Raw genomic sequence first — 23101 nt, forward strand, 5'->3', positions numbered from 1 at the left:
GTTCTGTGCGCCTTCGCGAATAAATCGATTGCAGGAGGCCGTCCCACGGCGCGAACCTTGCACGGTTTGCGCCAACCGGCGAAGAGACCCGGAAAGCCCTGGGACGACATGAAGATTCGCGATCTACCGTATGCCGATCCAGGCGTCCCCGATGTCCGCTCGGGCACCCGGTTCCTCCTCTGGCTCGGCCGCAACCAACTCGGCGGGCAGGTCGGCTCCCTCCTGTGGGGGCTGCTGCTCCAGCTCAGCATCGCCGGTCTGTCGCTCGCGGTCGGACTAGCCGTCCAAGCGGTCGTGGACCGTGACGGCGGACGGCTCGCGCTCGCGGGCGGCCTGCTCGCGCTGCTCGGCGCGGGCATCGCCATCGGCGACATGATGCTCCACCGCACGGCCGTCACCAACTGGATCACCGCCGCGGCGCGCGTCCAGCAACTGCTCTCGCGCAAGACCGCCGAGCTGGGCTCCGTCCTGACCCGGCGGGTCGCCGCGGGCGAGGTCGTGGCCGTCTCCACGGGAGACGTCGAGAAGATCGGCTGGTTCGTCGAGGCGCTGTCCCGCTTCGCCGCGGCCGCGCTGACGATGGTCGTGGTCTGTGTCGGTCTGGTGGTATACGAGCCGACGCTCGGCGTGGTGGTGGCGGTGGGCCTGCCGGTGCTCGCGCTGGCCGTCCTGCCGCTGCTCCCCCGCGCCACCCGCAGGGCCGACATCCAGCGTGAGAAGGCGGGCCGGGCCACCGAGCTGGCCTCGGACACCGTGGCCGGGCTGCGGGTGCTGCGCGGCATCGGCGGCGAGGAGCTGTTCCTCGCCCGCTACCGGTCCGCGTCGCAGGAGGTCCGGCACGCCGCCGTCCGCAGCGCCCGGATGTGGGCCCTGATCGCGGCCGTGCAGGTCCTGCTCCCGGGTCTGCTCCTCGTGGGCGTGCTCGCGTACGGAGCGAGGCTCGCGCTCGACGGGCGGATCGCCGTCGGCGAACTGGTCACCGTCTACAGCGCGGTGGCGCTGATGCTGCATCCTCTGCGCCATGTGGAGGAGATCGCCATGGCGTACTCCTTCTCCCGGCCGTCCGCCAAGCGCGCGGCCCGGGTGCTGTCGCTGGCCCGGACCACCACCACGACGGCGGACGAGCACGGCAGGGCGACGGGCGACCTGTACGACCCCGTCACCGGGCTCCTCGCCCCCGCCGGCCTCCTCACGGCGGTCGTCTGCGGCGACCCGGACGCGGCCGGCAGGCTCGCGGACCGGCTCGGCGGCCACCCCACCGAGGCGGGCGAGGGGCACACCTCGGTCCTGCTCGGCGGAGTGCCGCTCGACGAACTGGACCTGGGCGCGGCCCGTACGGCCGTACTGGTCCAGGACAAGGACCCGGTCCTGCTCTCCGGCACGCTCCACGAGCTGCTCGACGTGCCCTCCTCGGGCACGGTCAGGCCGGAGGACGCCCTCGCGGCGGCCCATTGCGGGGACGTCCTCGACGCGCTCGCACAGGCGTCCGTCGACACCGAGGGCGATCCGATGAGGACCCGGATCACCGAGCGCGGCCGGTCGCTCTCCGGCGGCCAGCGCCAGCGCCTGGCCCTGGCCCGTTCCCTGGTGACCGACCCGGAGGTGCTCGTCCTCGACGAGCCGACCTCGGCGGTCGACTCGCACACCGAGGCGCGGGTCGCCGAGGGGGTGCGAGGGCTGCGCGAGGGCCGTACGACGGTCGTCCTCGCCTCCTCGCCGCTCCTGCTCGACCGGGCCGACCGGGTGGCCCTCGTCCACGACGACGAGGTGGTGGCTGTCGGTACGCACCGCGAACTGCTGCGTACCCAACCGCGCTACCGCGCCGTCGTCACGCGCGACACCGACGAGGAACAGGCCTTGGAAGCAGAGCTGGAAGAAGCAGGACTGGAAGAAGCAGAGCTGGAAGGAGAGTCGGCATGATCGGCCTGGCGCCACCGGCGTACGACCCGGGGGCCCCGACCTCGGCGACGACCCTGCCCGTCGGCACGGCCACGACCGTACGCACCTATGTACGCGATCTGCTGCGCCGCCATCGCGCGGCGTTCGCGCTGCTCGTCGGCGTCAACGCGGTCGCGGTGTCCGCCTCGATGGTGGGCCCGTACCTGCTCGGCTCGCTCGTCGAGCGCCTCTCCGAAGGCGGGCGCGACCTCCAACTGGGGCGTACGGTCGCCCTGTTCGCGCTCGCCCTCGTCGTCCAGACCCTGTTCGTGCGGATGGTGCGGCTGCGCGGCGCGATGCTGGGCGAGGAGATGCTGGCGGACCTGCGCGAGGACTTCCTCGTACGGTCGGTCGGGCTGCCGCCGGGAGTCCTCGAGCGGGCCGGGACCGGCGACCTGCTGTCCCGTATCACCACGGACATCGACCGGCTGGCCAACGCGATGCGCGAGGCCGTGCCGCAGCTCGCCGTCGGTGTGGTGTGGGCCGGTCTGCTGATCGGCGGGCTGGCCGCGACGGCGCCGCCGCTCGCGCTCTCCCTGCTGATCGCCGCGCCGCTGCTGATCGTCGGCTGCCGGTGGTACTTCAAGCGGGCCCCTTCGGCGTACCGCTCCGAGGCCGCCGGCTACGCGGCGGTCGCCTCCGCGCTCGCCGAGACCGTCGACGCGGGCCGCACCGTCGAGGCACACCGCCTCGGTGCCCGCCGGGTCGCGCTCTCCGACCGGCGCATCCAGGAGTGGACGGCGTGGGAGCGGTACACGCTGGGTCTGCGCTCGGTCCTCTTCCCGGTCATCAACCTCACCCACACCCTGGTGCTGGCCGGTGTCCTCATGCTGGGCGGCGTGTTCGTCCTGCGCGGGTGGATCGACGTGGGCGAGCTGACCACGGGGGCGCTGCTCGCCCAGATGCTGGTCGAGCCGGTCGGGATCATCCTGCGCTGGTACGACGAGCTCCAGGTCGCCCAGGTGTCGCTCGCCCGGCTCGTCGGCGTCCGGGACATCGAGCCGGACGCCGGCGACGGGGCCCTGCGCCCCGAGGGCCGGGACGTCCGGGCCGACGAGGTGCGCTTCGGCTACCGCGAGGGCGTCGACGTGCTGCACCGGGTGTCGATGGACGTCGCCCCGGGGACCCGGCTCGCCCTAGTCGGCCCGTCCGGCGCGGGCAAGTCGACGCTCGGCCGGCTGCTCGCGGGGATCTACGCCCCGCGGACCGGCACGGTCACGCTGGGCGCGGCCGAGCTGGCGAAGATGCCCGCGGAGCGTGTCCGGGAGCACGTGGCTCTGGTGAACCAGGAGCACCATGTCTTCGTCGGATCGCTCCGGGACAACCTGCTGCTCGCGCGGACGGGCGCGGAGGACGCCGAGCTGTGGGCGGCGCTCGGCGCGGTCGACGCGGACGGCTGGGCGCGGGGGCTCGACGAGGGCCTGGACACCGAGGTCGGCTCGGGCGGGCTCGCGCTCACCCCGGCCCAGGCCCAGCAGATCGCCCTCGCGCGGCTGGTGCTCGCGGACCCGCACACGCTGGTCCTGGACGAGGCGACCTCGCTCCTGGACCCGCGGGCGGCGCGCCATCTGGAGCGCTCGCTCGCCCGGGTCCTGGACGGCCGCACGGTCGTCGCGATCGCCCACCGGCTGCACACCGCGCACGACGCGGACGTGATCGCGGTGGTCGAGGAGGGTCGCATCAGCGAGCTGGGCAGCCACGACGAGCTGGTGACGGCGGACGGAGCGTACGCGGCGCTGTGGAGGTCGTGGCACGGCTGACCAGGGGGGCGGTCGGACCGGCCGGGTCGACCCGCCCCGCAGTCCGACCGGCCGGGTCGGCGCCGACGCCGACGCCGATGCGACCGGTGCGCTCGCCCGGGGCGATGTCCCCGAGCTGCCGCCGGCCGGCCGGTCCGGCGCCGGCCCTACCCGCTAGAGGTACCCCAGCGCCGAGGCGCCGCCCACGCCGCCGAGCAGCATGAACGCCGGCATCAGCACCTTCAGCTCCACCCAGCTGCCCGCGCGGAACCGCATCCCCTTCGGCGGTCCGACCGGGTACCACCGCTTGCGGCCCACCGGGATCGGCCACAGGATCGGGCAGCCCGAGACCGTCAGAGCGTCGCCGATGTCGTGCACCAGGGCGCCCAGGACGATGGGCAGGCCCAGCCAGAGGTACTCCTGCCCGGGCGCGGTGAAGAGCCAGTCCGCGCCGTTGCCCGGCTGGTCCAGGACGCCCGCGAGGATCCACGCGCTGGTGGCGCCGAGCAGCCAGACCAGGACGTCGCTCGACATCCGGGCCGCCCGCCACAGCAGGCCCTCCACCGCGAGCACGAGGTGGACGAAGAGGATGCCGAGAACGGCCCAGCGGCCGCCCGTGATGGCCAGGGCCGAGGCTCCGGCGCCGATGAGGACCGCCCAGAGCCAGGTGTGGGTCAGCGTGCGGTGGCCGCCCGACCGGCGGGGGTCGGCGGTGGAGCGGGTCGCCTTGTAGACGGCGTACGAGAGCTTGTCGACGATCTCGCACAGGCCCTTGGAGATCGGCCCGAAGGCCCGCGAGATGGTCGCGGACTTGTGATCGAGGTCCGGGGCGAGCGCCGCGCCCGCGCAGATGAGCGCTCCGACGACGACAACCGGCCACGGCATCGGGTGGCCCGCGGCGGCCGCCGCCGCCCCGACGCCCAGCCAGGCCGCCGCTCCGGACAGCGAGTGCGCCGGTCCCATCATGCTTGTTCCCGCCCCATTCCTCCGGTGCCGGCGCTCAGTTGACGGCCGGTCGACGCGACAGCGTATCGTCCGTGATCTTCGAGCCGGTGGCCGGTTCCCTCATCCGAGCGGAATCCAGGCAAGATGGGGGCGTGACCCTTATCGATCAGCTGCCGCCGAACGCCGACCCCGACGCCCTCTTCGAGGCTTTCTCCTCATGGGCGGAGGACCGGGGCATCACGCTCTACCCGGCCCAGGAGGAGGCGCTGATCGAGGTGGTCTCCGGAGCGAACGTGATCTTGTCGACCCCCACCGGATCGGGAAAGTCCCTGGTCGCTGCGGGGGCGCATTTCGCGGCGCTGGCCAATGACCAGGTGACCTTCTACACCGCGCCGATCAAGGCCCTGGTGTCGGAGAAGTTCTTCGACCTGTGCAAGCTCTTCGGCACCGAGAACGTCGGCATGCTGACCGGCGACGCCTCGGTGAACGCCGACGCGCCCATCATCTGCTGTACGGCGGAGGTGCTGGCCTCGATCGCGCTGCGCGACGGCAAGTACGCCGACATCGGCCAGGTCGTGATGGACGAATTCCACTTCTACGCGGAGCCGGACCGCGGCTGGGCCTGGCAGATCCCGCTCCTCGAGCTGCCGCAGGCGCAGTTCGTCCTGATGTCGGCGACGCTCGGCGACATGTCGATGTTCGAGAAGGACCTCACCCGGCGCACGGGCCGCCCGACCTCGGTGGTCCGCTCCGCGACCCGGCCGGTGCCGCTCTCGTACGAGTACCGGCTCACGCCGATCACGGACACTCTGACGGAGCTCCTGGAGACCAAGCAGGCTCCCGTCTACATCGTCCACTTCACCCAGGCGCAGGCCGTCGAGCGGGCGCAGTCGCTGATGAGCATCAACATGTGCTCGCGGGAGGAGAAGGACAAGATCGCCGAGCTGATCGGCAACTTCCGCTTCACCACCAAGTTCGGCCAGAACCTCTCGCGCTATGTGCGCCACGGCATCGGTGTGCACCACGCCGGCATGCTGCCGAAGTACCGGCGCCTGGTGGAGAAGCTGGCGCAGGCCGGTCTGCTGAAGGTGATCTGCGGGACGGACACGCTCGGCGTGGGCGTCAACGTGCCCATCCGTACGGTGCTGTTCACGGCCCTGACGAAGTACGACGGCAACCGGGTGCGCACGCTCCGCGCGCGCGAGTTCCACCAGATCGCGGGCCGGGCGGGCCGGGCGGGCTTCGACACGGCCGGTTTCGTGGTCGCTCAGGCGCCCGAGCACGTCATCGAGAACGAGAAGGCGCTCGCCAAGGCCGGCGACGATCCGAAGAAGCGCCGCAAGGTGGTGCGCAAGAAGGCTCCGGAGGGGTTCGTCGCCTGGAGCGACACCACCTTCGAGAAGCTGATCGCCGCCGAGCCCGAGCCGCTGACCTCGCGCTTCAAGGTCACCAACATCATGCTGCTCTCGGTGATCGCCCGGCCGGGCAACGCGTTCGAGGCGATGCGCAAGCTTCTGGAGGACAACCACGAGCCGCGCAAGGCGCAGCTGCGCCACATCCGCCGGGCCATCGCGATCTACCGATCGCTGCTCGACGGCGGGGTGGTGGAGCAGTTGGACACCCCGGACGCCGAGGGCCGCACGATCCGGCTCACGGTCGACCTCCAGCAGGACTTCGCGCTGAACCAGCCGCTGTCGACGTTCGCGCTCGCCGCGTTCGACCTGCTCGACCCGGAATCCCCGTCGTACGCCCTGGACATGGTCTCGGTCGTCGAGTCGACGCTCGACGACCCGCGCCAGATCCTGGCCGCCATGCAGAACAAGGCGCGCGGCGAGGCCGTCGGGCGGATGAAGGCGGACGGCGTCGAGTACGAGGAGCGCATGGAGCGGCTCCAGGAGATCTCGTACCCGAAGCCGCTGGAGGAGCTGCTCTGGCACGCGTACAACGTGTACCGGAAGTCCCACCCGTGGGTGGGCGACCACCCGGTCTCGCCGAAGTCAGTCATCCGTGACATGTACGAACGGGCGCTGTCCTTCACGGAGTTCACGTCCTGGTACGAGCTGGCGCGGACCGAGGGCATCGTGCTCCGCTACCTGGCGAGCGCGTACAAGGCGCTGGACCACACGATCCCGGACGATCTGAAGACCGAGGACCTCCAGGACCTGATCGAGTGGCTGGGCGAGATGGTGCGCCAGGTGGACTCCTCGCTCCTCGACGAGTGGGAGCAGCTGGCGAACCCCGAGGTCGAGACGGCCGAGCAGGCGCAGGAGAAGGCCGACCAGGTCAAGCCGGTCACGTCGAACGCCCGCGCCTTCCGGGTCCTGGTCCGCAACGCGATGTTCCGCCGGGTGGAGCTGGCGGCCCTGGACAACGTGGACGCGCTGGGCGAGCTGGACGCCGAGTCGGGCTGGGACGCGGACGCGTGGGGCGAGGCGATGGACGCGTACTGGGACGAGTACGACGACCTCGGCACGGGTCCGGACGCGCGCGGCCCGAAGCTGCTGAACATCGAGGAGGACGCGGCGCACGGCCTGTGGCGCGTCCGGCAGACCTTCGCCGACCCGAACGGCGACCATGACTGGGGCATCAGCGCGGAGGTGGATCTCGCGGCCTCCGACGAGGAGGGCCGGGCGATCGTCCGCCTGACGTCCGTGGGACAGCTCTAAGGAGAGAAGACGGTGACCAACCCCGCCGAGAGCCTCGTCGACCTGCTCGACCTGGAGCAGATCGAGGTCAACATCTTCCGCGGCCAGAGCCCGCAGGAGTCGCTGCAACGGGTCTTCGGCGGACAGGTCGCCGGCCAGGCCCTGGTCGCGGCCGGGCGCACCACGGAGGGCGACCGGCCGGTGCACTCGCTGCACTCCTACTTCCTGCGCCCAGGTCGCCCCGGCGTCCCGATCGTCTACCAGGTGGAGCGGGTGCGGGACGGGCGTTCCTTCACCACCCGCCGGGTGACCGCGGTCCAGCAGGGCCGGACGATCTTCAATCTGACCGCCTCCTTCCACCTCCCGGAGGAGGCGGGCCTCGAGCACCAGCTGCCGCCGCGCCACATGACGGACCCGGAGACCCTGCCGAAGCTCGCGGACGAGATCCGCGACCACCTGGGCACGCTGCCGGAGGCCCTGGAGCGGATGGCCCGGCGCCAGCCGTTCGACATCCGCTACGTGGACCGGCTGCGCTGGACCAAGGACGAGGTCAGGGACGCGGACCCGCGCAGCGCGGTGTGGATGCGCGCGGTGGGCCCGCTCGGCGACGACCCGCTCGTCCACACGTGCGCGCTGACGTACGCCTCCGACATGACGCTCCTGGACGCGGTCCGCATCCCCGTCGAGCCGCTCTGGGGACCGCGGGGCTTCGACATGGCGTCCCTGGACCACGCGATGTGGTTCCACCGCCCCTTCCGCGCGGACGAGTGGTTCCTCTACGACCAGGAGTCCCCGATCGCGACGGGCGGCCGGGGCCTGGCCCGCGGACGGATCTACGACCGCGAGGGCAGGCTGCTGGTCTCGGTGGTCCAGGAGGGACTGTTCCGGAAGCTGTAGCCGGGGATCGTAGGGTGAAGGCATACCCGGTCTCGACGAGGAGCTGTTCATGAGCCTGTACGACATCCCCCTGCGCACCCTGTCCGGTGACCCGATCTCGCTGGCCGACTACCGCGATCAGGCCGTCCTGGTGGTCAACGTGGCCTCCAAGTGCGGGCTGACGCCGCAGTACGCGGGCCTGGAGCGGCTGCAGAAGCAGTACGGGGACCGCGGTTTCACCGTGCTCGGTGTGCCGTGCAACCAGTTCCTCGGGCAGGAGCCGGGAAGCGCGGAGGAGATCCAGACCTTCTGCTCCACGTCGTACGGCGTGACGTTCCCGCTCCTGGAGAAGACGGACGTGAACGGCGAGGACCGTCACCCGCTCTACGTGGAGCTGACCCAGGTCGCGGACACGGAGGGCGCGGCCGGGGACGTGCAGTGGAACTTCGAGAAGTTCCTGATCGGCCGGGACGGGCAGATCACCCGCTTCCGTCCGAGCACCGAGCCGGAGGCCCCGGAGGTCGTCGCCGCCATCGAGGCGGTGCTCCCCGCCTGATCCGGCGGCGCGGTCGGACGATCCACACCGTGTCGATCATGTAATCTGAGCGGCTCCAGCAGAGGACGACCGAGGAGGTGGGACCCATCAACGCCATGCAGGCAGGGTGCTCCCCCTCGACGACCATGTGGTCCGCCCGACAGAGGTGACCACGGGAGTGCCCCTCGGCTTCCCGGAAGGTTCCATGTCGATCGACCCGTCCCCCTCCCTTCGTTCCACCACCGTCTCCCGACTCCGCGCCGCGGGCTGCGTGTTCGCCGAGGACGAGGCGGAGCTCCTCTTCTCCACGGCGCACAGCGGCCAGGAGCTCGACACGATGATCGAGCGGCGGGCCGCCGGTCTGCCCGTCGAGCACGTCGTGGGCTGGGCGGCCTTCGCCGGGCTGCGCGTCGCCGTCGATCCGGGGGTGTTCGTGCCCCGGCGGCGTACGGAGTTCCTCGTCGAGCACGCCGTGGGTCTGGCGCGGCCCGGCTCCCTGTGCGTCGATCTGTGCTGCGGGTCCGGGGCGGCGGGAGCGGTGCTGCTCTCGGCCGTCGAGGGCGCCGAGGTGTACGCCTCGGACATCGAGCCCGCCGCCGTGCGCTGCGCCCGGCGCAATGTCGAGCCGCGCGGCGGCCGGGTCTTCGAGGGCGACCTCTTCGCCGCGCTGCCCGACGCGCTGCGTGGCCGGGTCGAGGTGCTGGTCGCCAACGTGCCGTACGTACCGACCGAGGACGTCGCGCTGCTGCCGCCCGAGGCGCGCGAGCACGAGCCGCTGGTCGCGCTCGACGGCGGCTCGGACGGCCTCGACGTCCTGCGCAGGGTGGCCGCCGAGGCCGCCGACTGGATGGCGCCCGGCGGGCATCTGCTGGTCGAGACGTCGGAGCGGCAGGCCGCCCGGGCCGTCGAGACGGTCGCCGGGCACGGCTTGACGCCGAGGGTGGTCACGTCCGATGAGCTGTACGCGACGGTCGTCGTCGCGGCCCGGGGCTGACGCGTCGGCCGCCCTGCCCCGGGACAGGGGCAGGGCGGCCGACGCGCCGTCCTCCGCTACGTCGTACGGGGCCGGATCCGGCAGCGTGCCGGGCCGGTGGCGCGCAGGGTGATCGCCGAGGTGACCGGCACCTCGGTGTCGACCGCCTCCAGGTCGTAGGCCTGGAGGATCATCGCCAGCGCGACGACCGACTCCAGCATCGAGAAGTGCTGCCCGATGCAGGCGCGCGGGCCGCCGCCGAAGGGGAACCAGGCGTAGCGGGCGCGGCTCGCCTCGGCCTCGGGCGTGAAGCGGTCGGGGTCGAAGCGCTCCGGGTCCTCCCAGTACGCGGGGTGCCGGTGGGTGACCCAGGGGGCGACGATCACATCGGCGCCGGCCGGGATCGTGTGCCCGTCGATCTCGGTGGCGGCGACCGCGCGGCGGCCGATGACCGGTCCCGCGGGGAAGAGCCGCATGGCCTCCTTGAGGACCTGGGTGAGGTACGGCAGGGCGTCGAGGTCGGCGGCGCCGGGGGTGCGGCCGGCCAGGACGCGGTCGACCTCTTCGTGCGCCCGCTTGCGCTGCTCGGGGTGGAGGGCGAGGAGGTGGAGGGCGAAGCCGAGGGAGGTGGCCGTCGTCTCGTGTCCGGCGAGCAGGAAGATGAGGACCTGCTCGCGCAGTTCGGCGGCGTCGAAGCTGCCGTCCTCCGCGCTCTCGGCCTCGGCGAGAAGGGTCAGCAGGTCCTGCGCCTCGGCGTCACCGCCCGCGCCCTCTCCCGCCGCCGCGCGTCGCTCGGCGATGATCCGGTCGCAGACGGCGTACAGCTCGTCGTGCGCGGCCGCGGCGCGACGGTTGCCGGGGGTGGGCCAGTCGCGGGGAAGGTTGAGGGGCGAGAAGCCGCGGCGCAGGACGTAGTCGCCCATCACCGGGAAGGCCCGCTCGACGATCTCGACGGCGGCCGCGACGTCCGTGCCGAAGAGGATGCGGGCGACGGCGCGCAGGGCGAGCCGGGTCATCTCGTCGAGGACGTCGACGGTGGAGCGCTCCGCGGTGCGCCACTCCTCGGTGACGGTCGCGACCTCGGCGGCGATGGCCTCGGCGTAGCTGTCGACGCGGCGGCGGGTGAAGAGCGGCTGGACGAGCCGTCGCTGCCGCAGGTAGTCCTCGTCCTGGCTGGTCAGCAGGCCGTTGCCGAAGGACTCGCGGACCTCCTGGTAAAAGGCGTTGTCCTTGCGGAAGTTGGCGGACTGGGTGGCGAGGACCTGCTGGACGCCCTCGGCCGAGAAGACCCCGTAGACCGTGGCGCGCACTCCGGGCGGTCCCGCGGTGATCCGGACGACGTCTCCGTGGGCACGCTGGGAGGCGAGGAAGGTGCCGAGAGCGTCGTTCCTGAGATCGAACATCGAGCCGAGCAGCGGTAGCCCCGCCGGACCCGGAATCTCGTGGGTGGTGGTCATCTGTGCGTTGCCCCCTTGATCGTCACCGGCACGCCGATTCTCCCCCACGGCCCGACTCGCCGGTAGCCATGCCGAACACCCGGCCGGATCAGTTCTGTTGGCCCGGGTGTCAGTGGCGCCTGGGAGGCTCGTTCCATGGATCCCGTGGAGATGACCCTGCAGCTCACCATCGACTGCGCCGACCCCCAGAGGCTGGTCCGCTTCTGGGCGGCGGCCCTGCGCTACGTACCGCAGCCGCCGCCGGAGGGGTACGAGACCTGGCGGGCGTACTGGGCGTCGCTCGGGGTCCCGGAGGAGGAGCTGACCGAGGGGGCCGGGGAGCTCCCCGAGTCGGTCGTCGACCCGAAGGGCGTCGGCCCGCGGATCTGGTTCCAGCAGGTCCCGGAGCCGAAGACGGTCAAGAACCGGCTGCATCTGGACCTGAAGGTCGGCGGTGGCCGGGAGGTGCCGCTCGCGCTGCGGCGCGCCAGGGTGGACGGAGAGGTCGCGCGGCTGATGGGCCTGGGCGCGACGGTCCTCTCCGCGTCGGACGGGCCGGAGGGGACGGACTTCTACGCGGTGGTGCTCCAGGACCCGGAGGGCAACGAGTTCTGCGTGGTGTGACGCTCCCGGCACTCAGGGGGCGAGACGCCCCACGACATGCGGAGGCCCCCGGGCGGTGCTGGAATGGCTGAGCGGCCACCTGCCGCCGAGGCGGGGGCCGTCCGCAACCGGTCCGGTCGAGGCGGGAACCCCGAGCACCTGGAGGAGTGGCCATGAGCGACGGCCTGTCGGAAGTCGAGGACATGGGCCCCGTCGACTACCTGATCCTGGAGTTTCCCGGCAACCGGATGACGGGTGAGGGTTTCCCGCTCCTCCTCGATCTGGTGGAGCGGCGCATCATCCGCATCCTCGACCTGCAGTTCATCCGCAAGGACGAGGACGGTTCGGTCACCGCCGTGGAGCTGACGGATTTCGGGGACGAGGTCGACCTCACCGTGTTCGAGGGCGCGTCCTCCGGGCTCCTGGACCAGAGCGATGTCGACGACGCCGGTTCCGCGCTGGAGCCGGGCAACTCCGCCGGCGTCATCGTGTACGAGAACCTGTGGGCCGCCCCCCTCGCACGAGCCCTGCGGGGCAGCGGCGCGCAGATCGTGGCGAACGGACGGATTCCCGTCCAGGCGCTGCTGGCCTCGCTGGACGCCGCCGATGCGGCGGGCTCCTGACCGCATCCGGCACCGAGCACCCCCTGGGAGATGACTGACCATGCCCGGACTTCTCCGCGGCGTCGCCCGCACAGCCGTCGTCGCCGGCACCGCCACCGCGGTGTCCAACCGCGTGTCACGCCGGCAGGCGGGCCGATGGGCCCAGCAGGACGACGGACAGCAGCAGTACCAGCAGTCCTACCAGCAACAGCCACCCGCGCCTGCTCCGGCACCCGCCGGCGACGACATGAGTACCAAGATCGAGCAGCTCAAGCAGTTGGGGGAGCTGAAGGCGCAGGGCGTGCTGACCGAGTCGGAGTTCGAGGCCCAGAAGCGCGCCCTCCTCGGAACCTGACCTCCACGCGACCCGCACGACGGCCCGCGCCCCCACCAGGGGGCGCGGGCCGGTCGGTGCGGGCCGGGTCGCTGCGGGCCCGGTCGGTGCGGGCCGGGTCGCTGCGGGCCCGGTCGGTGCGGGCCTGGGCGGGCCGGTGCCTAGCGGATCGGCATCCCGGAGAGCGTGCGGGCGATGACCAGACGCTGGATCTCGCTCGTGCCCTCGAAGATCGTGTAGATCGCCGCGTCGCGGTGCATGCGCTCCACCGGGTACTCGCGGGTGTAGCCGTTGCCGCCGAGGATCTGGATGGCCTGGCCGGTGACCTTCTTGGCGACCTCACTGGCGTACAGCTTGGACATCGAGCCCTCGGCCGAGGTGAACGGCTTTCCGGTGGTCGCCATCCAGGAGGCGCGCCAGACGAGGAGCCGGGCGGCGTCGATCTGGGTGCGCATGTCGGCGAGCTGGAAGGCGACGCCCTGGTTGGCGATGATCGGGCGGCCGAACTGCTCGCGGGTCTTGGCGTAGTCGAGGGCGACCTCGTACGCGGCGCGGGCCGTGCCCACGGCCATGGCGCCGACGGCGGGGCGGGAGGCCTCGAAGGTGGCCATGGCCGCGTTCTTCACGCGCTCTCCCCCGCCCGCCTTCGCCTTCTCACGGGCCCGGGCGAGGCGCTCGTCCAGCTTCTCCTTGCCGCCGAGGAGGCAGTGGCCGGGGACGCGGACGTCCTCCAGGACGACCTCGGCGGTGTGCGAGGCGCGGATGCCGTGCTTCTGGAACTTCTGCCCCTGGGAGAGACCGGGGGTGTTCGGCGGCACGATGAAGGAGGCGTGCCCCTTGGAGCCGAGCTCGGGATCCACGGCGGCGACGACGACGTGGACGTTGGCGATGCCGCCGTTGGTCGCCCAGGTCTTCGTGCCGTTGAGGACCCACTCGTCCTTGGCCTCGTCGTACACGGCCCTGGTACGCATGGAGGCGACGTCGGAGCCGGCGTCGGGCTCGGAGGAGCAGAAGGCGGCGACCTTCACGTCGTCGACGTCGCCGTACATCTGCGGGATCCACGTGCCGATCTGCTCCTCGGTGCCGTTGGCGAGGACGCCGACGGCGGCGAGGCCGGTGCCGACGATGGAGAGGGCGATGCCCGCGTCGCCCCAGAAGAGCTCCTCCATCGCCATCGGGATGCCGAGCCCGGTGGGGTCGAAGAACTGCTGGGCATAGAAATCGAGAGAATAGATGCCGATCTTGGCGGCTTCCTGGATGATCGGCCAGGGAGTCTCCTCACGCTCGTCCCACTCGGCGGCGGCGGGGCGCATCACGTCCTCGGCGAATCCGTGCAGCCAGTCACGGACCTGCTTCTGGTCGTCGTTGAGTTCGAGCGTGAACTCGGCCATGTTCCCTCCCAGCAGTACGTTACTTGCGGTAACAGCAGTCTGTTACCGGCTGGTAGGCGCTGTCAACCTGCGGCGGAGCGGCGCGGACGGCGCGGCACCGGGTGCCGCTCGGGTGTTACGTTGCGACAGCCTCACGGAATTCGCACGGGCGGGGAGACACGCTATGGAGACCACACACCGGACCACCGACCAGCAGAAGCCGGCCGATCAGCGGCGCCGCGAACTGCTGGAGGCGGCGGACCGGGTTGTGCTCCGGGACGGGCCCAAAGCCTCGATGAACGCGATCGCCGCGGAAGCGGGGATCACGAAGCCGATCCTGTACCGGCACTTCGGCGACAAGGGCGGGCTGTACCGGGCGCTGGCGACCCGGCACACCGACGCGCTGCTCGCCGCGCTGCGGGCCGCGCTCGACGCGCCTGCCGACCGGCGCCGGCGGGTCGAGTCCACGCTCGACACGTATCTCGCCTCGATCGAGGCGATGCCCCAGGTCTACCGCTTCCTGATGCACCCGGCGGAGGAGACGCACCAGGCCGAGCAGGGCTTCGACGTGGGGCGCCACTCGGCGCCGGTGCTGCGGCGGATGGGCGAGGAGCTCGGCCAGGTCATCGCGGAACGCATCGACCTCGGCCCGGCCGGCGAGGCGCAGGCCCGGATCTGGGGCCACGGCATCGTCGGCATGATGCACGCGGCGGGCGACTGGTGGCTCGGCGAACGCCCGTGCTCGCGAGCGGAGTTGGTCACGGCGATGGCGGACCTGCTGTGGGGCCGCCTGGCGGAGGCGGCAGACCGCGCGGGGGCCCCGGGCTTCTGACCGGTGGCGCGGCGTCAGGCGCGCAGGGCGTCCACGCCCGTGCCCCACGGCTCCTTGCGGATCGCGCGCAGCAGGCGTGACCTGCGCCACCCGGTCACGTGGTCCGCGTAGACGCCGCCCTCCAGATGGTCGGTCTCGTGCTGGAGGCAGCGGGCGAAGAAGCCCGTGCCCTCGACGCGCGCCGGGGTGCCGTCGAGGAGTACGCCCTCGACGACCGCGCGGTCGAAGCGGGGCGTCGGGGCCTCCAGGCCCGGCAGGGACAGGCAGCCCTCCGTACCCCGGACGATGTCGCCGTCCGCCTCCATGAGGCGCGGGTTGACCAGGTGCCCGAGGTGGCGCACGTCCTCGTCGTCCGGGCAGTCGTACACGAAGACCCGCAGTCCCACGCCCACCTGGTTCGCCGCGAGGCCGACGCCGTTCGCCGCGTACATCGTCGCGAACATGTCCTCGATCAGCCGGGCGAGCTCCGGGCCGAAGTCGCTGACGGGTTCACAGGGGGCGTGCAGCACCGGGTCGCCGAGCAGGGTCATCGCTCGGACGTGGCCGGAACTGCCGGGGATCGGCCGGTTTCGCATGGGCGTAAGGGTACGGTCCGCCGTGACCTCGTCGTTTCGTCGAGGGGTGCGGGGGTGCCGCAGTTCGGGTCGCTGGCCTGATCTCGATAGGCTGAGCCCGGACCGACGCAAGGAGGAACAAGGAAGATGTCAGGACACCCCGGTAATCCAGAGCCGCTGTCGCCACGCGCCAAGCTGGCCGTGACGGCGGGCAAGGCCGCGGCGGCGGTGTCGCGCGCGGCGGGACGCGGCAGCGGATCGGTGATCGGCGGCAAGGTGGCGCTGAGGCTCGACCCGGACCTGCTGGGTCGGCTCGCGCAGCATCTGGACGTCGTCCTGGTGTCCGCGACCAACGGCAAGACCACCACGACCCGGCTGATCGCCGAGGCGCTGCGGGCCAGCGGTCCCGTCGTCTCCAACGCGCTGGGCGCCAACATGCCCGCGGGCATCACGTCGGCGCTGGCCGGCGGCTCGGACGCCAAGTACGGCGTGATCGAGGTCGACGAGAAGTACCTCGCCGGAGTCGCCCGGGACACCACACCGAAGGCGATCGCGCTGCTCAACCTCTCCCGCGACCAGCTCGACCGCGCCGCCGAGACGCGGATGCTCGCCGAGAAGTGGCGCGAGGGTCTGAGCGGCACGAAGGCGGTCGTCATCGCCAACGCCGACGACCCGCTGATCGTGTGGGCCGCCTCCTCCTCCCCCAACGTCGTGTGGGTCGCCGTCGGCCAGGAGTGGAAGGACGACGCCTGGTCGTGCCCCTCCTGCGGCGGTGTGATGCAGCGCCCCGGCGACGACTGGTTCTGTGGCGAGTGCGGTTTCCGCCGCCCGGCGCCGAGTTGGGCGCTCAACGGCGACCATGTCCTGGACCCGCACGGTTCGGCCTGGCCGATCCACCTCCAGCTGCCCGGCCGCGCCAACAAGGCCAACGCCGCGACCTCGGCCGCCGTCGCCGCCGTCTTCGGCGTCCCGCCTCAGGTCGCCCTGGAGCGCATGTACCAGGTGCAGGCCGTGGCCGGCCGCTACGACGTGGTCTCCTTCCAGGGCCGCGACCTGCGACTGCTGCTCGCCAAGAACCCGGCGGGCTGGCTCGAAACGTTTTCCCTCATCGACCAGCCGCCGACCCCGGTCATCCTCTCCGTCAACGCGCGCGGCGCCGACGGCACGGACACCTCCTGGCTCTGGGACGTCGACTACGGGCGGCTCGCCGGCCACCCGATCATGGTCATCGGCGACCGCAAGCTGGACCTGGCGGTCCGCCTGGAGGTCGCGGGTGTGGAGTTCCGCGTCTGCGAGACGCTCGACGAGGCGGTCCAGCTGGCACCGCCCGGTCAGATCGAGCTGATCGCCAACTACACCGCCTTCCAGGACGTCCGCCGCCGCGTCGGCAACTGACCCGTAGAGGACTTGCAGCATGAGTGACAGCAGCCTGCGCCTGGTCTGGGTCTACCCGGACCTGCTCAGCACGTACGGCGACCAGGGCAACGCCCTCGTCGTCGAGCGCCGCGCCCGCCAGCGCGGTCTGGACGTCCAGCGCGTCGACGTCCGCAGCGACCAGCCGGTGCCGACCTCCGGCGACATCTACCTGATCGGCGGCGGCGAGGACCGGCCGCAGCGGCTCGCGGCCGAGCGTCTGCGGCGCGACGGCGGCCTGGAGCGGGCCGCCTCCAACGGCGCGATCATCTTCTCGGTCTGCGCCGGCTACCAGATCCTGGGCCACGAGTTCATCAACGACCTCGGCGAGCGCGAGCCCGGCCTCGGTCTGATCGATGTCGTCTCGACCCGTGGCGAGGGCGAGCGGTGCGTCGGTGACGTCCTCGCGGACATCGACCCGCGCCTCGGTCTCCCCCAGCTGACCGGGTTCGAGAACCACCAGGGCATCACCCATCTCGGCCCGACGGCCCGCCCGTTCGCCCGCACCGTCCTGGGCAAGGGCAACGGCACGGGCGACGGCACCGAGGGCGCGTACAACGACACCGTCTTCGGTACGTACATGCACGGCCCGGTCATGGCCCGCAACCCGCAGATCGCGGACCTGCTCCTGAAGCTGGCCCTCGATGTGAACGCGCTGCCGCCGACCGACGACCGCTGGTACGAGGCGCTGCGCGCCGAGCGCATCGCGGCGGCGACGCAGCCCGCCTGACCGTCAGGCGGACTGCACGTCTGAGCGCCCTTACGCCCATTGGATTCGTATGTAAATACGGTGTCCAAACTGCGGACATCCGGTTCGGCCCCGCCACTCGGCACCGATAGGGTGGCGGGGATCCAACCGGACGACGTGGTCCGGAAGTCGGCCCACGTTGCAAAGGTATTTGGGCTATGCGCATTGGTGTGCTCACCTCCGGCGGCGACTGCCCCGGTCTGAACGCCGTCATCCGTTCCGTCGTGCACCGCGCCGTCGTCGACCACGGCGACGAGGTCATCGGCTTCCACGACGGATGGAAGGGCCTCCTCGAGTGCGACTACCGCAAGCTCGACCTTGACGCGGTCGCCGGCATCCTCGCCCGCGGCGGCACCATCCTCGGCTCCTCCCGGGTCCAGCCCGCGCACCTGGTCGACGGCGTCGAGCGCGCCAGGGGCCATGTCGCCGAGCTGGGTCTCGACGCGATCATCCCCATCGGCGGCGAGGGCACGCTGAAGGCGGCCAACCTGCTCTCCCAGGCCGGACTGCCGATCGTCGGGGTGCCGAAGACGATCGACAACGACATCGCCTCCACGGACGTCACCTTCGGCTTCGACACCGCCGTCGGCGTGGCGACCGAGGCCCTGGACCGGCTGAAGACCACCGCCGAGTCGCACCAGCGTGTGCTCATCGTCGAGGTCATGGGCCGGCACACCGGCTGGATCGCCCTGCACTCCGGCATGGCCGCCGGCGCGCACGCGATCGTGGTGCCCGAGCGCCCCTTCGACATCGACGAGCTGACCGCCCGGGTCGGCGAGCGCTTCGAGGCCGGCAAGCGCTTCGCGATCGTGGTCGTCGCCGAGGGCGCCAAGCCGCGCGAGGGCTCGATGAACTTCGAGGTCGGCGCCAAGGACCAGTACGGTCACGAGCGCTTCACCGGCATCGCCAACCAGCTCTCGGTGGAGCTGGAGCGACGGCTCGGCAAGGAGGCCCGCCCGGTGATACTCGGTCACGTCCAGCGCGGCGGTACGCCGACCGCGTACGACCGGGTCCTCGCCACCCGCTTCGGCTGGCACGCGGTGGAGGCGGCGCACCGCGGCGAGTTCGGCATGCTGACCGCGCTGCGCGGCACGGACATCACGATGGTTCCGCTGGCGCAGGCCGTGGAGACCCTCAAGACGGTCCCGGCCGAGCGCTACGCCGAGGCCGAGTGCGTGCTCTGACCTCCGTACAGACTCCACGGAACCGCCCCCGGTCGCATCCGCGAACGGGGGCGGTTCTAGTCTGGTGCGGACATCAAGCGCGAATCGGGCTCCAGGAGTACACACATGGATCACAGCGGGCACGGCATGACCATGGATCTGCCGCCGTTCACGCTGGGACGGGGGCTGGAGTTCTCGCCGGACCTGTTCTTCCTCATCGGGTGCGTCGTGGGGCTCGCGCTGTACGGCTGGGGCGTGGCGCGACTGCGCGGACGCGGTGACAGCTGGCCGGTGAGCAGGACGGTCTTCTTCGCGGCGGGCGTGCTGTCCGTGGCGCTGATGATGTGCACCAAGCTGAACGACTACGGCATGGTCATGTTCAGCGTGCACATGGTCCAGCACATGGTCATCTCGATGCTCTCGCCGATCCTGCTGCTGCTCGGCGCGCCGGTGACCCTGGCGTTGCGTGCGCTCCCGGTCGCGCCCCGGGGCGACAAGGGTCCGCGCGAGCTGCTCCTGATGCTGCTGCACAGCCGCTACATGCGGATCATCACGCATCCCGCGTTCACGATCCCGCTCTTCATCGCGAGCCTGTACGGCTTCTACTTCACCCCGCTCTTCGACACGCTCATGGGGTCGAAGGTCGGGCACATCGCGATGATGGTGCACTTCCTCGCGGTCGGTCTGGTCTTCTTCTGGCCGATCATGGGCGTCGACCCGGGGCCGCACCGCCCGGGCTATGTGATGCGGATGCTGGAGCTCTTCGCGGGCATGCCGTTCCACGCCTTCTTCGGCATCGCCCTGATGATGGCGAGCGAGCCGATGATCAAGGCGTACGAGAACCCGCCGGCCTCGCTCGGGATCGACGCGCTCGCCGACCAGAACGCGGCGGGCGGCATCGCCTGGGCGTTCAGCGAGATCCCGTCGGTGCTGGTGCTGATCGCGCTGGTCTACCAGTGGTACCACTCCGAGCAGCGGCAGGCCGTCCGGAAGGACCGGGCCGCCGACCGCGACGGGGACAAGGAGCTGGAGGCGTACAACGCCTACCTGGCCTCGCTGCGGGGCGCCGACCGGCAGGTCTCGACGCGGGAGTAGCGCTCCGCCCTCCTCAGGGGTCACGATGAGCAGGACGGCCCCGTCAGGAGGAGGGCGGACATATGTCCGGTCCCACGAAGGCGATGAGCGTGACGACCGTCGCGGCCCTGGTGCTGACGACGGCGTACACGGTGGCACTCGGCAGCAGCGGCTGGCTCTGGTTCGGCTGGGTGGTGCTCGGGGTGGTCACCATCGGGATGGCGGCCGCCGACAGCTCCGTCCCCGCGGGACCGCGCGGCCGCGGCCCCGGCAGGCCCGGCCCCCAGCCGTAGCCTCGGCCCCGCCGCCGAGGATCCGCGGCCTCCCGGTCGTGCGCGGCAGGTACCCGCGCGGGCCGGCTATCCGCGTGGTGCGAGCACGACCCACGTGCGGCCGGGGGCGAAGTTCAGGGGCGTGCCGTCGGGGGTGGTGAAGGCCGTGCCGTCCTCGGCGGCCGGACGGCTCCAGCGGGCGTCGTACGCGCGGCCGTCGCGCAGGACGAGGGCGCTGCCGGTGCCGACGGTCTCGGTGTACGGGGAGACGCTGCCGAGGACGTCGTGGAAGCGCGACGACCGTATGGTCACGTACTGCACCACGACGGTCGACGCCGTGACCGGGCCGTCGTCGGTGGTACGGGCGGGTGTGCCGTCCATCGCGACCCGCCAGCTCTCCTCGGTCGCGTTCCAGGTGAAGGTGTAGCGGGAGGCCGGGAAGCGCACGGTGCGTTCGTTGACCGGTTCGCCGCCGGAGGGGGCCGGTCCGAAGCGGAAGCCGATGTCCTTGGCGTCCTCCGCGTCCGGGGCGGCGGCGAGGGCCCGTCCGGGCAGAACGTAGAGGTTGTGGGGCGCGGCCCTGCCGCGGTCGCGCACGTAGGCGCGGGAGGCGTCCTCGGGGGGCAGCGCGTCGAGCGGGGCGGCCTTGAGCAGCGGTTTCAGGGCGGTCTGGGAGCCGGAGTAGGCGAGGGCGGGCCGGCCGAACTGCCGGAGGAGCTCGATGTCGGACTCGCGGGCGCTGCGGACGGGGCCGATCCGCTCGGGGAGGTCCGTGGAGTAGACGGCGAGCAGACGGGTCTGACCGCCTTCCACCTGCTCGACGTACACGAGATCGGCCGCGCCGAGGCCGGTGTGCGGGCGGGCCGGCGGCACGTTGTCGATCTTGACGGCCAGGACCGGGGCGGCCCGCGCGGGCAGTCCGGTGAAGGGCGAGCGGCCCTGCGGGACGGGGGTGGACGGCGCGGTCGGCGGGGTGGGGGGCGGCGTCGGGGTGGGTTCCGGGGTGCCGGAGTCGGCACATCCGTACAACCCGGCGGTCATCACCGCGCACAGCAGCACGGTGACGGCTGCGCCGGGTCGTATGCGTGACGGTACGCGTCGGCGTTCGGCAGCCATCGGCCCCACTCTCCGTCTCCAGTGTGGACCAGGGTCGCGCGAGTGGTTACAAATAATCATCGCTCTACCGAGACGGGGGCCACCCTTGTTCTACTACGTCCTGAAGTACGTCCTGCTCGGTCCGTTACTGCGACTGGTCTTCCGGCCGCGCACCGAAGGCCTCGAACACATCCCGGCGGACGGCGCGGCGATCGTCGCCGGCAATCACCTGTCGTTCTCCGACCACTTCCTGATGCCGGCCGTCCTCAAACGGCGGATCACGTTCCTGGCCAAGCAGGAGTACTTCACCGGGCCGGGGCTCAAGGGCCGGCTGACCGCCGCGTTCTTCCGCAGCGCCGGGCAGATCCCGGTCGACCGCTCCGGCAAGGAGGCCGGGCAGGCCGCGATCCGCGAGGGGCTCGGGGTGCTGTCCAAGGGCGAACTGCTCGGCATCTATCCCGAGGGGACGCGCTCGCACGACGGACGGCTCTACAAGGGCAAGGTCGGCGTCGCGATCATGGCGATCACGGCCGGGGTGCCGGTGATCCCGTGCGCGATGGTGGGCACCTTCGAGATCCAGCCGCCCGGCAAGGTCGTGCCCCGGGTGAAGCGGGTCACGATCCGGTTCGGGGCACCGCTGGACTTCTCCCGCTACGCGGGCATGGAGGGCGAGAAGGCCGCGGTCCGCGCGGTGACGGACGAGATCATGTACGAGATCCTCGCGCTGTCCGGACAGGAGTACGTCGACGACTACGCGGCCAAGGTGAAGGCCACCGAGCAGGAGGCGAAGGCGGGGAGCGCCCGGTCGCCGAGGAAGTTCCCGCGCAGGGGACGCTGACAGCGGATCCGCGCACGGCGAAAGGCCCTGGGGCCGACGGCCACGGCCGTCGTAGCGTCACGCCCATGGGACAAGGAAACGCACTCGTACTCGGAGCTACAGGACAGGTGGGACGGGCGGCCGTGCGGGCGCTCGTCGCGGACGGCTGGGAGGTGACGGCCGCCTCGCGAGGCGGCGGGCGGGACGAGGCCTGGCCGGAGGAGGTCCGTTCGGTGGCCTTCGACCGCAACGAGGAGGGCGCGCTCGCCGGCGCGCTCGGCGCCGGCTGCGACGTCCTGGTGGACATCGTCGCCTACCACGCGGGCCACGGACGGCAGTTGACGGCGCTGGCCGACCGGATCGGCTCGGCGGTGGTCATCTCCAGCGGTGCGGTCTACGAGGACGACCGGGGCCGCAGCTTCGACACCCAGGACGAGCCGGACGGCTTCCCCGCCTATCCGGTGCCGATCCCGGAGTCGTGGCGGACGGTCGCGCCCGGCGAGGGGACGTACGGCACGCGGAAGGTGGCGCTGGAGCGGGAGCTGCTCGCCCTGGGCGAGGCGCTGCCGACGACGCTGCTGAGGGCGGGCGCGATCCATGGGCCGTACTGCCCGGGTCCGCGCGAGTTGTGGTTCGTCAAGCGCGCGCTCGACGGGCGGCCGGTGCGCGTCCTCTCGTACGACGGCGCGTCGCGGTTCCACCCGGTGCACGTGGACAACCTCGGGGAGCTGGTGCGGCTCGCGGCGGCCGAGCCGGGGACCCGTGTGCTCAACGGCGGCGATCCCGAGGCTCCGACGGTCGCGGAGATCGGCGCGGCGATCGATGCGGTGATCGGAGTGGAGAGCGAGACCGTGCTGATGGCCGGCGCGCCGGAGGGGACGGTGGGGCTCACTCCGTGGACCGCGGCCCACCCGGTCGTCTACGACATGGGCGCGGCGGAACGGGAGCTCGGCTACCGGCCGGTGGTGTCGTACGCCGATTCCCTGCCGGCGACGGTCGCGGACCTGGCCCGGCGGGTGGCGGAGCGGGATTGGCGGGAGGTCTTCCCGGGCCTGGCGAAGTACGGGGTGGACTTCTTCGACTACGCGGCCGAGGACGCCTGGCTCGCCGCCCGCCGGTAGGGCCGAGGGGCCGTCC

The 23101-nt window shown here is 71.8% G+C and carries 22 protein-coding genes; 17 read left to right on the forward strand and 5 right to left on the reverse strand.

Going from position 1 to position 23101, the window contains the following annotated elements:
- Positions 1-108: 108 nt before the first annotated feature.
- Together ACZ3OF_RS14835 and ACZ3OF_RS14840 are read left to right on the forward strand one after the other, a co-directional pair.
- Positions 109-1920 (forward strand): ABC transporter ATP-binding protein, encoded by a 1812-nt coding sequence (locus tag ACZ3OF_RS14835; RefSeq protein ID WP_361672740.1) that lies wholly within the window; start codon positions 109-111, stop codon positions 1918-1920.
- Positions 1917-3698 (forward strand): ABC transporter ATP-binding protein, encoded by a 1782-nt coding sequence (locus tag ACZ3OF_RS14840; protein ID WP_361672738.1) that lies wholly within the window; start codon positions 1917-1919, stop codon positions 3696-3698. The genes ACZ3OF_RS14835 and ACZ3OF_RS14840 overlap by 4 nt, the downstream gene beginning before the upstream one ends.
- Before the next feature lie 153 nt (positions 3699-3851).
- On the opposite strand, the gene ACZ3OF_RS14845 is transcribed toward ACZ3OF_RS14840, so the two are convergent.
- Positions 3852-4643 carry a metal-dependent hydrolase gene (locus ACZ3OF_RS14845; RefSeq protein ID WP_361672736.1) on the reverse strand — a complete coding sequence of 264 codons (792 nt, stop codon included), beginning with the start codon at positions 4641-4643 and terminating at the stop codon, positions 3852-3854.
- Positions 4644-4714: 71 nt separating this feature from the next.
- On the opposite strand from ACZ3OF_RS14845, the gene ACZ3OF_RS14850 reads away from it, so the two are divergent.
- From ACZ3OF_RS14850 to ACZ3OF_RS14865, 4 genes are all read left to right on the forward strand, one after another.
- Positions 4715-7288, forward strand: coding sequence for a DEAD/DEAH box helicase (locus ACZ3OF_RS14850; protein WP_467304848.1), 2574 nt, complete (start codon positions 4715-4717; stop codon positions 7286-7288).
- A gap of 12 nt (positions 7289-7300) precedes the next feature.
- Entirely contained in the window at positions 7301-8164 is an 864-nt protein-coding gene (locus ACZ3OF_RS14855; RefSeq protein ID WP_361672732.1) for an acyl-CoA thioesterase, read from the forward strand.
- Between the two features lie 49 nt (positions 8165-8213).
- Positions 8214-8699: a glutathione peroxidase gene (locus ACZ3OF_RS14860; protein WP_361672729.1), complete on the forward strand. Its 486-nt coding sequence runs from the start codon at positions 8214-8216 to the stop codon at positions 8697-8699.
- A 184-nt stretch (positions 8700-8883) separates the two neighbouring features.
- Positions 8884-9672: a putative protein N(5)-glutamine methyltransferase gene (locus ACZ3OF_RS14865; protein WP_467304851.1), complete on the forward strand. Its 789-nt coding sequence runs from the start codon at positions 8884-8886 to the stop codon at positions 9670-9672.
- Positions 9673-9728: 56 nt separating this feature from the next.
- Here ACZ3OF_RS14865 and ACZ3OF_RS14870 read toward each other — a convergent pair whose 3' ends face one another.
- Complete coding sequence (locus ACZ3OF_RS14870; protein ID WP_361678292.1) at positions 9729-11108, reverse strand: cytochrome P450; 1380 nt, start codon at positions 11106-11108, stop codon at positions 9729-9731.
- A 135-nt stretch (positions 11109-11243) separates the two neighbouring features.
- Here ACZ3OF_RS14870 and ACZ3OF_RS14875 point away from each other — a divergent pair, with 135 nt between their 5' ends.
- The 3 genes from ACZ3OF_RS14875 (at position 11244) to ACZ3OF_RS14885 (ending at position 12647) form a co-directional block, all read left to right on the forward strand.
- Positions 11244-11711, forward strand: coding sequence for a VOC family protein (locus ACZ3OF_RS14875; protein ID WP_361678290.1), 468 nt, complete (start codon positions 11244-11246; stop codon positions 11709-11711).
- Positions 11712-11863: 152 nt separating this feature from the next.
- Entirely contained in the window at positions 11864-12313 is a 450-nt protein-coding gene (locus tag ACZ3OF_RS14880; RefSeq protein WP_361678287.1) for a DUF6325 family protein, read from the forward strand.
- A gap of 40 nt (positions 12314-12353) precedes the next feature.
- A complete protein-coding gene (locus ACZ3OF_RS14885; RefSeq protein WP_361678284.1) occupies positions 12354-12647 on the forward strand; it encodes an SHOCT domain-containing protein in 294 nt (97 codons plus the stop codon).
- Between the two features lie 140 nt (positions 12648-12787).
- Here the strand turns inward: ACZ3OF_RS14885 and ACZ3OF_RS14890 are convergent, their stop codons facing one another.
- A complete protein-coding gene (locus ACZ3OF_RS14890; protein ID WP_467304854.1) occupies positions 12788-14017 on the reverse strand; it encodes an acyl-CoA dehydrogenase family protein in 1230 nt (409 codons plus the stop codon).
- A 163-nt stretch (positions 14018-14180) separates the two neighbouring features.
- Here ACZ3OF_RS14890 and ACZ3OF_RS14895 point away from each other — a divergent pair, with 163 nt between their 5' ends.
- Positions 14181-14828, forward strand: coding sequence for a TetR/AcrR family transcriptional regulator (locus ACZ3OF_RS14895; protein ID WP_361678278.1), 648 nt, complete (start codon positions 14181-14183; stop codon positions 14826-14828).
- Between the two features lie 14 nt (positions 14829-14842).
- Here the strand turns inward: ACZ3OF_RS14895 and def are convergent, their stop codons facing one another.
- Positions 14843-15403, reverse strand: coding sequence for a peptide deformylase (gene def / locus ACZ3OF_RS14900; protein ID WP_467304856.1), 561 nt, complete (start codon positions 15401-15403; stop codon positions 14843-14845).
- 126 nt (positions 15404-15529) lie between these two features.
- Between def and ACZ3OF_RS14905 the strand changes: the two genes are divergently transcribed.
- From ACZ3OF_RS14905 to ACZ3OF_RS14925, 5 genes are all read left to right on the forward strand, one after another.
- Positions 15530-16777: a Mur ligase family protein gene (locus tag ACZ3OF_RS14905; protein WP_361437717.1), complete on the forward strand. Its 1248-nt coding sequence runs from the start codon at positions 15530-15532 to the stop codon at positions 16775-16777.
- Between the two features lie 19 nt (positions 16778-16796).
- Positions 16797-17525, forward strand: a complete 729-nt coding sequence (locus ACZ3OF_RS14910) for a type 1 glutamine amidotransferase (RefSeq protein ID WP_361437715.1) — start codon at positions 16797-16799, stop codon at positions 17523-17525.
- A 176-nt stretch (positions 17526-17701) separates the two neighbouring features.
- Positions 17702-18727 (forward strand): 6-phosphofructokinase, encoded by a 1026-nt coding sequence (locus ACZ3OF_RS14915; RefSeq protein ID WP_361437713.1) that lies wholly within the window; start codon positions 17702-17704, stop codon positions 18725-18727.
- Positions 18728-18832: 105 nt separating this feature from the next.
- Positions 18833-19801 carry a cytochrome c oxidase assembly protein gene (locus ACZ3OF_RS14920; protein ID WP_361678272.1) on the forward strand — a complete coding sequence of 323 codons (969 nt, stop codon included), beginning with the start codon at positions 18833-18835 and terminating at the stop codon, positions 19799-19801.
- Between the two features lie 62 nt (positions 19802-19863).
- Positions 19864-20073 (forward strand): hypothetical protein, encoded by a 210-nt coding sequence (locus ACZ3OF_RS14925; protein ID WP_361678314.1) that lies wholly within the window; start codon positions 19864-19866, stop codon positions 20071-20073.
- Positions 20074-20139: 66 nt separating this feature from the next.
- Here ACZ3OF_RS14925 and ACZ3OF_RS14930 read toward each other — a convergent pair whose 3' ends face one another.
- Positions 20140-21168, reverse strand: a complete 1029-nt coding sequence (locus ACZ3OF_RS14930; protein ID WP_361678269.1) for a DUF3048 domain-containing protein — start codon at positions 21166-21168, stop codon at positions 20140-20142.
- Between the two features lie 85 nt (positions 21169-21253).
- On the opposite strand from ACZ3OF_RS14930, the gene ACZ3OF_RS14935 reads away from it, so the two are divergent.
- The gene (locus ACZ3OF_RS14935; protein ID WP_361678266.1) at positions 21254-21985 is read left to right on the forward strand and encodes a lysophospholipid acyltransferase family protein; all 732 of its coding nucleotides are present in this window, start codon (positions 21254-21256) and stop codon (positions 21983-21985) included.
- Between the two features lie 65 nt (positions 21986-22050).
- Positions 22051-23085, forward strand: a complete 1035-nt coding sequence (locus ACZ3OF_RS14940) for an NAD-dependent epimerase/dehydratase family protein (RefSeq protein ID WP_467304863.1) — start codon at positions 22051-22053, stop codon at positions 23083-23085.
- Positions 23086-23101: the final 16 nt, after the last annotated feature.

This window comes from Streptomyces sp. NPDC022552, from assembly GCF_055561875.1.

Excerpts from the sequence above, each read along its gene's own strand:
- ACZ3OF_RS14925 (WP_361678314.1), top strand. The coding sequence starts at position 19,864 with ATGTCCGGTCCCACGAAGGCGATGAGCGTGACGACCGTCGCGGCCCTG.
- ACZ3OF_RS14905 (WP_361437717.1), top strand. The coding sequence starts at position 15,530 with ATGTCAGGACACCCCGGTAATCCAGAGCCGCTGTCGCCACGCGCCAAG.
- ACZ3OF_RS14940 (WP_467304863.1), top strand. The coding sequence starts at position 22,051 with ATGGGACAAGGAAACGCACTCGTACTCGGAGCTACAGGACAGGTGGGA.
- ACZ3OF_RS14915 (WP_361437713.1), top strand. The coding sequence starts at position 17,702 with ATGCGCATTGGTGTGCTCACCTCCGGCGGCGACTGCCCCGGTCTGAAC.
- ACZ3OF_RS14845 (WP_361672736.1), bottom strand. The coding sequence starts at position 4,643 with ATGATGGGACCGGCGCACTCGCTGTCCGGAGCGGCGGCCTGGCTGGGC.
- ACZ3OF_RS14920 (WP_361678272.1), top strand. The coding sequence starts at position 18,833 with ATGGATCACAGCGGGCACGGCATGACCATGGATCTGCCGCCGTTCACG.
- ACZ3OF_RS14895 (WP_361678278.1), top strand. The coding sequence starts at position 14,181 with ATGGAGACCACACACCGGACCACCGACCAGCAGAAGCCGGCCGATCAG.
- ACZ3OF_RS14870 (WP_361678292.1), bottom strand. The coding sequence starts at position 11,108 with ATGACCACCACCCACGAGATTCCGGGTCCGGCGGGGCTACCGCTGCTC.
- ACZ3OF_RS14865 (WP_467304851.1), top strand. The coding sequence starts at position 8,884 with ATGTCGATCGACCCGTCCCCCTCCCTTCGTTCCACCACCGTCTCCCGA.
- ACZ3OF_RS14885 (WP_361678284.1), top strand. The coding sequence starts at position 12,354 with ATGCCCGGACTTCTCCGCGGCGTCGCCCGCACAGCCGTCGTCGCCGGC.
- ACZ3OF_RS14875 (WP_361678290.1), top strand. The coding sequence starts at position 11,244 with ATGGATCCCGTGGAGATGACCCTGCAGCTCACCATCGACTGCGCCGAC.
- ACZ3OF_RS14880 (WP_361678287.1), top strand. The coding sequence starts at position 11,864 with ATGAGCGACGGCCTGTCGGAAGTCGAGGACATGGGCCCCGTCGACTAC.
- ACZ3OF_RS14890 (WP_467304854.1), bottom strand. The coding sequence starts at position 14,017 with ATGGCCGAGTTCACGCTCGAACTCAACGACGACCAGAAGCAGGTCCGT.
- ACZ3OF_RS14840 (WP_361672738.1), top strand. The coding sequence starts at position 1,917 with ATGATCGGCCTGGCGCCACCGGCGTACGACCCGGGGGCCCCGACCTCG.
- ACZ3OF_RS14835 (WP_361672740.1), top strand. The coding sequence starts at position 109 with ATGAAGATTCGCGATCTACCGTATGCCGATCCAGGCGTCCCCGATGTC.
- ACZ3OF_RS14910 (WP_361437715.1), top strand. The coding sequence starts at position 16,797 with ATGAGTGACAGCAGCCTGCGCCTGGTCTGGGTCTACCCGGACCTGCTC.
- ACZ3OF_RS14860 (WP_361672729.1), top strand. The coding sequence starts at position 8,214 with ATGAGCCTGTACGACATCCCCCTGCGCACCCTGTCCGGTGACCCGATC.
- def (WP_467304856.1), bottom strand. The coding sequence starts at position 15,403 with ATGCGAAACCGGCCGATCCCCGGCAGTTCCGGCCACGTCCGAGCGATG.
- ACZ3OF_RS14930 (WP_361678269.1), bottom strand. The coding sequence starts at position 21,168 with ATGGCTGCCGAACGCCGACGCGTACCGTCACGCATACGACCCGGCGCA.